Source organism: Pseudomonas sp. KH_021 (assembly GCF_057838865.1).
In genome coordinates, this window is sequence record NZ_CM174477.1 from 1,157,653 (window position 1) to 1,169,666 (window position 12,014).

The window sequence follows — 12,014 nt, forward strand, 5'->3', positions numbered from 1 at the left end:
AGACTCCCCACGGGGCTGGCATGCAATTGATTCTGGAATCACGAGGTACCTGCTTTCATGTCCTTTACTCGTCGACAAATGCTCAAGGGGCTAACCGGCCTGATGGTGGTTGGCCTTGGAGCTGGCGGTGCGGCGCGCTATTGGCTGGGCAGGGCGGATGCCAACGCGGGTCACGACTATGAGCTGATTGCGGCGCCGCTGGATGTGGAGCTGGTTCCGGGGCACAAGACACAAGCCTGGGCTTTTGGGCCTTCAGCGCCGGGTACCGAATTAAGGGTGCGCCAGGGCGAGTGGCTGCGTGTGCGATTCATCAACCATTTACCGGTGGCCACCACCATCCATTGGCATGGCATCCGCCTGCCGCTGGAAATGGACGGCGTGCCCTATGTCTCGCAGTTGCCCGTACTGCCGGGCGAGTACTTCGATTACAAGTTCCGTGTACCGGATGCCGGCAACTTCTGGTACCACCCCCATGTCAGCAGTAGCGAGGAACTGGGGCGTGGCCTGGTCGGGCCATTGATCGTTGAAGAGCGCGAGCCGACCGGCTTTACGCATGAAGCCACATTGAATTTCAAGAATTGGCATGTGGACGAGCAGGGCGGCTTCCTGCCCTTCAGTATCCCCCGCGAGGCCGCGCGCAACGGCACCTTGGGCCGCCTGACCAGTATCAACGGCGTGCATAAGGCGACCGTTGACCTCCCGGCCGGGCAGATCGTGCGCCTGCGGCTGTTGAACCTGGATAACACCGCGACTTACCGGCTCAACCTGAAGGGCAACTTCGAGGCACGCCTCTATGCGCTCGATGGTAATCCGATCACCCCGCGGCCGTTGGGCAAGGATTACTGGCTGGGCCCAGGCATGCGCCTGTGCCTGGCGATCAAAATGCCGCCAGCGGGCGAGGAGATCGCCTTGCGGGACGGATCAGTGCGCCTTGGCACGTTGCGCTCGGTGGCCAGTCCATCAGCCCCGGACAGTCAATGGCCCAAGGCACTGCCGCCCAATCCGGTTGCCGAGCCGGATGTGGCCAATGCCGAAAAGATCAACTTCAACTTCGAATGGGTAGGATCGGTGTCGGTCAATGTGGACAATGGTCGACCGCCGAGCTTGTGGCAGATCAACGGTACGGCTTGGGATATCACTGACATTACCTGCGCCGACCGCCCGATTGCGACGTTGCACAAGGGCAAGAGCTATATTTTCGAATTGAAGAACATGACCCAGTACCAGCACCCGATTCACCTGCACGGTATGAGCTTCAAGGTGATCGCTTCCAACAAGCGCAAGATCATTGAGCCGTACTTTACCGACACCTACTTGCTCGGCAAGAACGAGCGCGCCCAGGTCGCCCTGGTGGCTGATAACCCGGGTACCTGGATGTTCCATTGCCATGTCATCGACCACATGGAAACCGGCCTGATGGCCGCCATCGAGGTGGTTTGATGCGCCAGCCACAGATTATTGACCGTAGCCAGGACCAGCAGTACATGCGTGAAGCCCTGGCGTTGGCGGCGCAAGGCGCGGCCATGGGGGAGGTGCCGGTGGGGGCGGTGCTGGTTCAGCACGGTGAGATCATTGGTCGTGGCTTCAATTGCCCCATCAGCGGCAGCGATCCCAGCGCCCATGCCGAAATGGTCGCCATCCGCGCTGCCGCCCAGGCCGCGAGCAATTACCGGCTGCCGGGCAGCACGCTGTATGTGACGCTTGAGCCGTGCAGCATGTGTGCCGGGCTGATTGTGCATTCGCGGATCAACCGGGTGGTTTATGGGGCGCTTGAGCCCAAGGCCGGGGTGGTGCAGAGCCAGGGGCAATTCTTTACCCAGGGTTTTCTGAATCACCGCGTGCTGTATGAAGGCGGGGTACTGGCCGAGGAGTGCGGGGCGATCCTGAGTGAGTTCTTCAAGGCCCGACGCAGTAGGAGCTGACCTTGGTCGCGATGATATCACCGCGGTCTGTCTGGATTACCGCGGCGTTCTTATCGCCGGCAAGCCGGGCTCCTACAGCCGCGGCGTTCTTATCGCCGGCAAGCCGGGCTCCTACAGCCGCGGGGTTTGCTCGGGCGGCTTGGTCTTGTTCACCCCCGGCACATGCAGGCTGCTATCGGCCACTTGGCTGCCTTCGAGCTGTGGCTGGGTCACCCAGGTGAGAATGTCGTAGTAGCGGCGGATGTTGGCCACGAAATGCACGGGCTCGCCGCCCCGGGCATAACCGTATTTGGTCTTGCGGTACCACTGCTTCTGCGACAGGCGCGGCAGCATTTTTTTCACGTCCAGCCACTTGTTCGGGTTCAGGCCTTCGCTCTTGGCCAGCTTGCGGGCGTCGTCCAGGTGGCCGCCGCCCACGTTGTAGGCGGCCAGGGCGAACCAGGTGCGGTCGGGCTCGACAATATCATCGTCCAGCAGGCCTTTGACGTACATGAAGTATTTGGCGCCGCCACTGATGCTCTGCCTGGCATCCAGGCGGTTGGTGACTCCCATGGCCGCAGCGGTGCGCTGGGTCAGCATCATCAGCCCGCGTACGCCAGTCTTGGACGTGACGGTGGGTTGCCACAGGGATTCCTGGTAGCCAATGGCGGCCAGCAAGCGCCAGTCGACCTGCTCCTTTTTGGCCGAGTCCTTGAAATGCTTCTCGTACTTGGGTAGCCGTTGTTGCAGGTGCTGGGCAAAGGTGTAGGCGCCCATATAGCCCAGTACATCCACATGACCGTAGTAGCGATCCTTCAGGCGTTGCAGGGTGCCATTCTTGCGCACCTTGTCGAGGTACTCGTTGATCGCATTGAGCAGGCTGTTGTCGTCTCCGGTGGCGACAGCCCAGCGCTGGTCGCGCGCATCGCCCAGGTCAAAGGCAACCCGCGCATTGGTGAAGTAAACCTGGTTCATGGCCACTTCATTGGAGTCGACCAGGGTCAGGTCGATTTGCCCTTCATCGACCATGCGCAGCAGATCGACCACTTCAACCGCGTCCGACTCTTCGTATTCAAGCTTGGGATACTTTTTTTTCAGCTCTGCCAGTTGATCGGCGTGGGTGCTGCCCTTGAGCACCATGATGTGCTTGCCGACCAGGCCGGCTGCAGAGGTGGGGCGCGACTTGCCGTTGCGGTAGATGACCTGAGGCGTGACTTCAAGGTAGGGGTGGGAAAAGCGAGCCTGTGACTTGCGATTTTCGCTGCTGACCAGCCCCGCTGCCGCGATGACCGGCCCGGAAGGCTTGCCCAGGCTTGAAAAAATATCGTCGAGGTTGTCGGCGGTTTCGATTTTCAGCTCCACGCCCAGGTCTTCGGCGAAACGCTTGACCAACTCATACTCGAAACCGGTTTCGCCGTTGCGGTCTTCGAAGTAGGTGGCCGGGCTGTTTCGGGTTATTACGCGCAGCACGCCGTCCTCCTTGACTCGCTCAAGGGTGCTTGGTTTATCAACACAAGCACCGAGCATAAGGAAGAAGACGATTGCGATGAGCCAATTGGCGCAGCGCTGGCGCACAGCTGTCTGGGCAAACATGAGTGCAGTATACGCAAAGGACAACCAGTGCCATATCTCGACAGCAAATAGCTTGTCTGTTAGCGCGACAGCAGGCTTTGGCTCTGAAAAACCCGGGATTGCCCCGGTGCTGCCTGCCCGGCCGACGTTCGGCGATTGCAATACACGCCGTTTCGGGTGCCGTGGGCCGCGGATTAGGCTAGAATGCACGGCCTCTAAGCACACCCCTTCCTGAGGCTGTCCCGAAGATGTTGATCCTGCGCGGCGCTCCTGCCCTTTCTGCCTTTCGCCACGGTAAATTACTCGAGCAATTGAGCCAGAAAGTCCCCGCTGTTAGCGGCTTGTATGCTGAGTTCGCTCATTTCGCCGAGGTTGATGGCGTCTTGTCCGACGACCAACAACAAGTCCTGACTCGCCTGCTCAAGTACGGCCCGAGTGTGCCGGTTCAGGAACCTGCTGGCCGGATGTTCCTGGTATTGCCACGTTTCGGCACTATCTCCCCCTGGTCGAGCAAGGCCAGCGACATTGCCCATAACTGTGGCCTGAGCAATATCCAACGTCTGGAACGCGGTATCGCTTTCTACGTCAGCGGTGAGTTCGGCGAAGCCGAAGCGGCCCTGGTAGCCGATGTGCTGCACGACCGCATGACTCAGATCGTGCTGGGCAAGCTTGAAGAGGCTGCCGGCCTGTTCAGTCATGCCCAGCCCAAGCCGCTGACCGCTATCGACGTGCTCGGTGGTGGCCGTGCTGCGCTGGAAGTGGCCAACGTCGAGCTGGGCCTGGCCCTGGCCGAAGACGAAATCGACTACCTGGTGACCAGCTTCCAGGGTTTGAAGCGCAACCCGCACGACATCGAACTGATGATGTTCGCCCAGGCCAACTCCGAGCACTGCCGCCACAAGATTTTCAACGCCAGTTGGGATATCGACGGCCAGAGCCAGGAAAAAAGCCTGTTCGGCATGATCAAGAACACCTACCAGATGCACAGCGAAGGTGTCCTGTCGGCGTATAAAGACAACGCCTCGGTCATCGTAGGTTCCGTTGCCGGTCGCTTCTTCCCGAACCCTGAAACGCGCCAGTACGGTGCGGTGCAGGAGCCGGTACACATTTTGATGAAGGTCGAGACCCACAACCACCCGACCGCCATCGCACCCTTCCCGGGCGCCTCCACCGGCTCCGGGGGCGAGATCCGCGACGAAGGTGCCACCGGCCGCGGCGCCAAGCCCAAGGCTGGCCTGACCGGCTTTACCGTCTCCAACCTGCAGATCCCAGGCTTCGAACAACCATGGGAAGTGCCGTACGGCAAGCCTGAGCGCATCGTCACTGCGCTGGACATCATGATCGAAGGCCCACTGGGTGGCGCTGCGTTCAACAACGAATTCGGTCGCCCGGCCCTGACCGGCTACTTCCGTACCTTCGAGCAGTCGATCAGCACCCCACACGGCGACGAAGTGCGCGGCTACCACAAGCCGATCATGCTCGCCGGTGGCATGGGCAACATCCGCGAAGACCATGTCCAGAAAGGCGAGATCACCGTTGGCGCCAAGCTGATCGTGCTCGGTGGCCCGGCCATGCTCATCGGCCTGGGCGGCGGTGCGGCTTCCTCGATGGCGACCGGTACCAGCTCGGCTGACCTGGATTTCGCCTCGGTACAGCGCGAAAACCCAGAAATGGAACGCCGCTGCCAGGAAGTGATCGACCGTTGCTGGCAGCTGGGCGACAAGAACCCGATCGCTTTCATCCACGACGTGGGTGCCGGTGGCCTGTCCAACGCCTTCCCTGAACTGGTCAACGACGGTGGCCGTGGCGGTCGTTTCGAGCTGCGTAATGTGCCGAACGACGAGCCAGGCATGGCACCGCTGGAAATCTGGAGCAACGAATCCCAGGAGCGTTACGTTCTGGCGGTTGATGCGGCGGATCTGGAGCGCTTCCAGGCCATCTGTGAGCGTGAGCGTTGCCCGTTCGCGGTAGTCGGTGAGGCTACTGCCGAACCGCAACTGACCGTGACCGACAGCCATTTTGGCAACAGCCCGGTCGACATGCCTCTGGAAGTGCTGCTGGGCAAAGCCCCGCGCATGCACCGTTCGGTGACGCGTGAAGCGGAAATGGGCGATGACTTCGACCCAAGCGGCCTGGATCTGGCCGACTCGATCGAGCGCGTCCTGCACCACCCGGCTGTCGCCAGCAAGAGCTTCTTGATCACCATCGGCGACCGCACCATCACAGGCCTGGTGGCTCGTGACCAGATGGTCGGCCCATGGCAGGTACCGGTGGCCGACGTTGCCGTCACCGCCACCAGCTTTGACGTCTACTCCGGCGAAGCCATGGCCATGGGTGAGCGTACCCCGCTGGCCCTGCTCGACGCTCCGGCGTCCGGGCGCATGGCGATCGGCGAGACCCTGACCAACATGGCAGCCTCGCGCATCGGCAAGATCTCCGACATCAAGCTGTCCGCCAACTGGATGTCCGCCGCTGGCCACCCTGGTGAAGACGCCCGTCTGTATGACGCGGTCAAGGCCGTGGGTATGGAACTGTGCCCTGAGCTGGGTATCACCATTCCAGTGGGCAAGGATTCCATGTCCATGAAGACCCGCTGGAGCGAAGAGGGCGCCGAGAAGAGCGTGACCTCGCCGATGTCGCTGATCGTGACCGGTTTTGCTCCGGTTACCGACATTCGCCAGACCTTGACCCCAGAGCTGCGCATGGACAAAGGCGAGACCGATCTGATCCTGATCGATCTGGGCCGTGGCCAGAACCGCATGGGCGCCTCGATCCTCGGCCAGACTCACGGCAAACTCGGCAAGCAGGCCCCGGACGTCGATGACGCCGAAGACCTGAAAGCCTTCTTCGCCGTGATCCAAGGCTTGAATGCCGACGGTCACCTGCTGGCCTACCATGACCGCTCTGACGGCGGTTTGCTGGTCAGCGCCGTGGAAATGGCCTTTGCCGGCCACTGCGGCTTGAACCTGCACTTGGAATCGCTCGCCGAATTCAAGGAAGAGATCGCAGCGGTGCTGTTCAACGAAGAACTGGGTGCGGTCATCCAGGTTCGTCAGGATGCCACGCCAAGCGTACTGGCACAGTTCAGCGCCGCAGGCCTGGGCGATTGCGTCGCCGTGATCGGTAAGCCGGTCAACAACGGTGAAGTGATCATCAGCTTCAATGGCGAAGTGCAGTTTGAAGGCCAGCGCCGTCTGCTGCAGCGCCAGTGGGCTGAAACCAGCTACCAGATCCAGCGTCTGCGCGACAACGCCACCTGCGCCGAGCAGGAATTCGACCTGCTGCTCGAGGAAGACAACCCGGGCCTGAGCGCCAAGTTGGGCTTTGACGTCAACCACGACATCGCCGCGCCGTACATCAAAAAAGGCGTGCGCCCGCAAGTGGCGGTCCTGCGTGAGCAGGGCGTCAACGGCCAGGTAGAGATGGCGGCCGCGTTCGATCGTGCCGGCTTCAACGCCATCGACGTGCACATGAGCGATATCCTTGCTGGTCGTGTCGACTTGAACGAGTTCAAGGGCCTGGTGGCCTGCGGTGGCTTCTCGTACGGCGACGTACTGGGCGCCGGTGAAGGTTGGGCCAAGTCTGCACTGTTCAACACCCGTGCGCGCGACGCCTTCCAGGGCTTCTTCGAGCGTGACGACAGCTTCACGCTGGGTGTGTGCAACGGTTGCCAGATGCTCTCCAACCTGCACGAGCTGATTCCGGGCACCGAGTTCTGGCCGCACTTCGTGCGTAACCGTTCCGAGCAGTTCGAAGCCCGTGTTGCCATGGTCCAGGTGCAGGAGTCCAACTCGATTTTCCTGCAGGGCATGGCCGGTTCGCGCATGCCAATCGCCATCGCTCACGGCGAAGGCCATGCCGAGTTCGCAAGCCCGGAAGCACTGCTCGAAGCCGACCTGTCCGGTTGTGTGGCGCTGCGCTTTGTCGATAACCACGGCAAGGTCACCGAAACCTATCCGGCCAACCCGAACGGCTCGCCGCGCGGGATCACCGGCCTGACCAGCCGCGACGGTCGCGTCACCATCATGATGCCGCACCCTGAGCGGGTCTTCCGTGCTGTCCAGAACTCCTGGCGTCCTGACGACTGGAACGAAGATGCAGCCTGGATGCGCATGTTCCGTAATGCGCGGGCCTGGGTGAACTGAGGATGTACAAGCTCTGCTTCTTCGTGCCGCCCAGCCACGTCGAAGTGGTCAAGAGCGCCATATTTGCCGCCGGTGGCGGTCGGATTGGCGCTTATGACAGCTGCTCCTGGCAGGTACTAGGCCAAGGGCAGTTTCGCCCGCTCGATGGCAGCCGACCCTTTCTGGGGCAAACCGGTGTGGTCGAGCGGGTCGAGGAGTGGAAGGTTGAACTGGTGGTTGCCGATGCCCTGGTTGCATCGGTTGTCACGGCCCTGAAGCAGAGCCATCCTTACGAAACACCTGCCTATGAAGTCTGGCAACTCGCAGACTTCTGACCGGCACAAAAAAACCGGCGCCCGATCACTCGGACGCCGGTTTTTTTACGCCTGCAGCTTGGTGCTCCAGCCCCAGCTCCAGCTCCAGCTTCGAGCTTTTGATCTTCATACACAAATGGTCCAGACACCGCGGATCGTCCCTTCAGGAGGCTTCGCTGCGCACTTGCGTAGTGGGGCGAGGGCCATGGATGGCCCGAGAGCGCCGTAGGGCCAGGGACGGCCCGTCGGCGCGGTCCCCACGTAGCAAGTGCGGGAGCGAGGGAACCCGGAGCGAAGCGTAGGGCCGTATGCGGGGGCGCGGCGTTTTGGTTACTTTTTCGCCAAAAAAAGTGACCCGCCGTAAGGGCCAGCCCTTTCAAGGTCTTTCATCTTTTTTGGCCTTGAGCACCCGGTCCGTCGATACATGAGCACGCGCAGCTTTGCCCTCGAGCCATTCCTTGGGTTTATCTACTTTGGGGCCGCGTTTGCTTTTAGCGACCTGTCGGGGCTGGATATTCCTGGCCAGCGCCAACAGACGCTCCGCCAGAGTTTCTGAGGTCGTTTGGAGTGATAGGTAATCCGAGGGCAACGCGATCTGCATCCCCTCATAACTGCTGCGCACCTGCACCGCCAGGTGGAAGATCGAAGCTTCCCAGCCCTCGGGCTGCGTCTGGCGATGGGCCTGTTCAACACTGCGCTTAAGGACCGACAAAACGTTGTAGGCCAAGATCGCCGAGGCAAAACCGAGCAAGGCCGCTCGGGGGTTGCCCAGGCTTGCGATTTCACTGTCCAGCACCGATTCCAGGCGTTGGAACATCCCTTCGATACTCCAGCGACGACGGTACAAATCAGCGATCTGCTGAGCACTGATGCTGTCGGGCAAATTGCTCCAGAATAAGAGCGTGGAGTCACCCGACTCAGTGGGCGTTCGCAAGCTCAGTTCAATTCGCCGCCAGCAGCGTCCGCCTTTCAATTCGATGGTTTGTTCACGCACCGTTCCAGCCTCGACAGACACGGGTTCTTGCCAGTCGTTTTCCTGGATCAGGCGTGGATGGTGACTCTGCTGACGAATAATGAACGAGGCGCCCGACTCCTCGCAGGCTTCCATGACGGGGAGCGTGCAATAGAGCCGATCGGCCATCCACAGCTGTCCCGCCCTCGCACTCGCCAGCAACGGCAGTACGCTGACGCGTTCACTGGCGTAGGCATCTTCGCAGGGCTGAAGGTCAACGACCTGATCCAGGTCGGGGTCATAGACCACGACCGAAAAACCAGGCCGCGCGGCGCCTCGTTCACGCCGCAAAGCCCCCAGACGTTTTTCGGTAGAAGGCAGGTGGTTGCCGTCGACGATACGCAGTTGCCAGCCGGGCAAAATGGCTGAACAGCCCAACGCTTCTATGGTCGGGGTCAACCGCTCTGCGCTGCCGGTGACCAGGGCCCGCAGCAACGCGGGTTCTGTGCGGCTGACCTTGTCATAGAGCGCTGCCAAGGTAACCGGAAGGTCCTCCATCTGACGTGCAGCGGCATGCAGTGAAGGTCGTAAACCCAATGAAACAAGGGACATCAGCTCAACGATGGTCGAAAACAAAAGCTCACGCGGGTACTGGCGTTGGCGATGGTTTTCGAACACCTGATCGACCCACTCGGCCGGGATGGCCTGCTCCAACGCCAACTTGGCCATGACGCTGGCCGGTGCTTTTTTTTCAAACCGCGCTAAGACTTCTTCCCACATCGTTTCGTCATCCTGGACCGTAGATGGGAGAGAGTTTAAACGAAGACCTTGAAAGGGCTGGCTGTAAGAGCGGAACAGTGAGTCCGCGTCTGCGCGTAATCTGGATATGCTCACAAGATTCAAAACCAAGGTGCTTGAACCTGGAGCATATCCGTTGGCGATGGTGACGCTTAGTCACCTTTCCGCCCTTACGGCGTATCACTTTTTTTGGCGAAAAAGTAACCAAAACGCCTGGTCCCCGCATCCGGCCCTACGCTGCGCTACGGGTTCCCTCCCTCCGCACCTGCTCCGTGGGGCCGCGCCGACGGGCCGTCCCTGGCCCATCGGCGCTTGCGGGCCATCCATGGCCCTTACCCCACTACGCAGGCGCTCCACTCGGCCTCCTGAAGGGACATCCGCGTCGTCTGATCCTTTTGTGTACGACGATCAAGATCAAGATCAAGATCAAGAGCAGAGCGGTTTATGGGAGCGATAAAGTCGGTCAGGGCCGAATTTCAACCATCGTCCCGTCCTTGACCATGCTCCACACCTCACGCATATCGTCGTTGCGCATGGCGATACAACCTTCGGTCCAGTCCAAAGTCTGGAAATACCACTCAGGGTACTCCTCGGACAACGGCGTACCGTGGATCATGATCATGCCACCAGGCGGAACACCCTGGTTACGGGCGCGGGCTGAGTCGGTGATGTTGGGATAGGACACGTGCATCGCCAGGTTGAAGCGGTCGCTGACCTTGCGCCAGTCAATCCAGTAGAAACCCTCAGGCGTGCGCTTGTCGCCTTCGCGCTCCTTGGCACCATTGGGTTGCTTGCCCAAGGAGATACGGTAGCTTTTCAGCGGTTCGCCACGGCTGATCAATTGCAGCTGGCGGGCCGACTTGAGGACCAGGATCTTGTCGATCGACGGTTGCGCAGTGACCGGTTTGGACTCGATGGTCTGGGTGAAGGATGCCGACGCCGAGGTGGCGACAAAAAGGCAGAAGAGGGCGAGCAAACGGCGCATCTTGGATCGGTATCCCTGAATGTGAACGCACCGCTATTGCGGGTGCCGGTATTGAGCGAATTATAGTCAAGCCTTGGGAGGCGGTGCCATTAGTGGTGCCAGTATCTCATTGCGGATCGGATACTGATGTTCCCGTCGGTCGGCGAAATAGCACTCAAGGGTTCGCCCGACAGTGCGAAACGCCAATTCATCCCATGGGATTTCATCTTCGCGAAACAGCCGTACTTCCAAGCTCTCAATGCCAGCGGCAAAGTCGTTATCGGTCAGTTCCGCGCGGAAAAACACATGGACCTGACTGATATGTGGCAAATCGAACAGCGTATACAGATGCATGTCGGCGAGCCGTGCGCTGGCTTCTTCGTCGGTTTCCCGGCGCGCCGCCTGTTCCAGGGTCTCGCCGTTCTCCATAAAGCCACCGGGCAGGGTCCAGAAGCCCCGCCGCGGCTCGATGGCGCGCCGGCATAGCAACACCTGATCACCCCACAGCGGCAAGCAGCCGGCGACGATATTGGGGTTCTGGTAGTGGATGGTTTCGCACTTCACGCAGACGAAACGCAAGCGGTTGTCGCCTTCCGGGATGCGATAAGTGACGGGTTGGCCGCACAGACTGCAGAATTTCATGCTTATATTCCTAATGGCTGCCGCTATCTTGGGGCCAGCCAACGGTGGCGGGCAAGTCCGATTGACGCAGGGGTTGGGTGGGCGCGCGCTTTGGTGCATGATGCAAGATAGGCTTTGATTCGAGAGTGACCATGCTGGACGAGCTATTTCGACGAGTAAGCGCCCATACGCCGCGCACACTGGAAACGGACCGACGTTTTCCTGAAGCTGCCGTACTATTGCCGATTACCCGTAGTGAAAAGCCGGAGCTGGTGCTGACGTTACGCGCCCAGGGGCTTTCGACCCACGGCGGCGAGGTGGCTTTCCCCGGGGGGCGGCGAGACCCGGAAGACCCGGACCTGATCTTCACCGCCTTGCGCGAAGCCGAGGAGGAAATCGGCCTGCCGCCCGGCCTGGTCGAAGTCATTGGTCCACTGAGCCCACTTGTCTCCTTGCATGGGCTGAAAGTCACGCCGTATGTCGGGTTGATCCCGGATTACGTCGAATACCGCGCCAACGACGCAGAAATCGCCGCCGTTTTTACCGTCCCGCTGGAATTCTTTCGCCAAGACCCTCGCGACCATACCCATCGCATCGACTACCAGGGCCGCAGTTGGTATGTGCCCAGCTATCGGTTCGGTGAGTACAAGATTTGGGGGCTGTCAGCCATCATGATCGTCGAGCTGATCAACGTGCTTTATGATGAGCGGATCAGCCTGCACCAGCCGCCTGAGCGGTTCACCAATATTTGAGCGGGTCAACCCGCCG

General features: G+C 60.5%; 9 protein-coding genes. 5 read left to right on the forward strand and 4 right to left on the reverse strand.

What is annotated here, in order from left to right:
- Positions 1 to 57: 57 nt before the first annotated feature.
- Together AC3IX4_RS05440 and tadA are read left to right on the forward strand one after the other, a co-directional pair.
- Positions 58 to 1,440 (forward strand): multicopper oxidase family protein, encoded by a 1,383-nt coding sequence (locus AC3IX4_RS05440; protein ID WP_489259589.1) that lies wholly within the window; start codon positions 58 to 60, stop codon positions 1,438 to 1,440.
- Entirely contained in the window at positions 1,440 to 1,922 is a 483-nt protein-coding gene (gene tadA / locus AC3IX4_RS05445; protein ID WP_489259590.1) for a tRNA adenosine(34) deaminase TadA, read from the forward strand. Before AC3IX4_RS05440 ends, tadA begins: the two co-directional genes overlap by 1 nt.
- Before the next feature lie 111 nt (positions 1,923 to 2,033).
- On the opposite strand, the gene mltF is transcribed toward tadA, so the two are convergent.
- On the reverse strand, positions 2,034 to 3,494 hold the full coding sequence (gene mltF / locus AC3IX4_RS05450) for a membrane-bound lytic murein transglycosylase MltF (RefSeq protein WP_489259591.1): 1,461 nt from the start codon (positions 3,492 to 3,494) through the stop codon (positions 2,034 to 2,036).
- A gap of 227 nt (positions 3,495 to 3,721) precedes the next feature.
- On the opposite strand from mltF, the gene purL reads away from it, so the two are divergent.
- Positions 3,722 to 7,618 carry a phosphoribosylformylglycinamidine synthase gene (gene purL, locus AC3IX4_RS05455; protein WP_489259592.1) on the forward strand — a complete coding sequence of 1,299 codons (3,897 nt, stop codon included), beginning with the start codon at positions 3,722 to 3,724 and terminating at the stop codon, positions 7,616 to 7,618.
- 2 nt (positions 7,619 to 7,620) lie between these two features.
- Positions 7,621 to 7,932 carry an NGG1p interacting factor NIF3 gene (locus AC3IX4_RS05460; protein WP_489259593.1) on the forward strand — a complete coding sequence of 104 codons (312 nt, stop codon included), beginning with the start codon at positions 7,621 to 7,623 and terminating at the stop codon, positions 7,930 to 7,932.
- Between the two features lie 355 nt (positions 7,933 to 8,287).
- Here AC3IX4_RS05460 and AC3IX4_RS05465 read toward each other — a convergent pair whose 3' ends face one another.
- From AC3IX4_RS05465 to AC3IX4_RS05475, 3 genes are all read right to left on the reverse strand, one after another.
- Entirely contained in the window at positions 8,288 to 9,592 is a 1,305-nt protein-coding gene (locus AC3IX4_RS05465; protein ID WP_489261189.1) for an IS4 family transposase, read from the reverse strand.
- A 532-nt stretch (positions 9,593 to 10,124) separates the two neighbouring features.
- Positions 10,125 to 10,646 carry a L,D-transpeptidase family protein gene (locus AC3IX4_RS05470; protein ID WP_489259594.1) on the reverse strand — a complete coding sequence of 174 codons (522 nt, stop codon included), beginning with the start codon at positions 10,644 to 10,646 and terminating at the stop codon, positions 10,125 to 10,127.
- A gap of 66 nt (positions 10,647 to 10,712) precedes the next feature.
- A complete protein-coding gene (locus AC3IX4_RS05475) occupies positions 10,713 to 11,267 on the reverse strand; it encodes an NUDIX hydrolase (RefSeq protein WP_489259595.1) in 555 nt (184 codons plus the stop codon).
- 131 nt (positions 11,268 to 11,398) lie between these two features.
- On the opposite strand from AC3IX4_RS05475, the gene AC3IX4_RS05480 reads away from it, so the two are divergent.
- The gene (locus AC3IX4_RS05480; RefSeq protein ID WP_489259596.1) at positions 11,399 to 11,998 is read left to right on the forward strand and encodes a CoA pyrophosphatase; all 600 of its coding nucleotides are present in this window, start codon (positions 11,399 to 11,401) and stop codon (positions 11,996 to 11,998) included.
- Positions 11,999 to 12,014 lie beyond the last annotated feature (16 nt).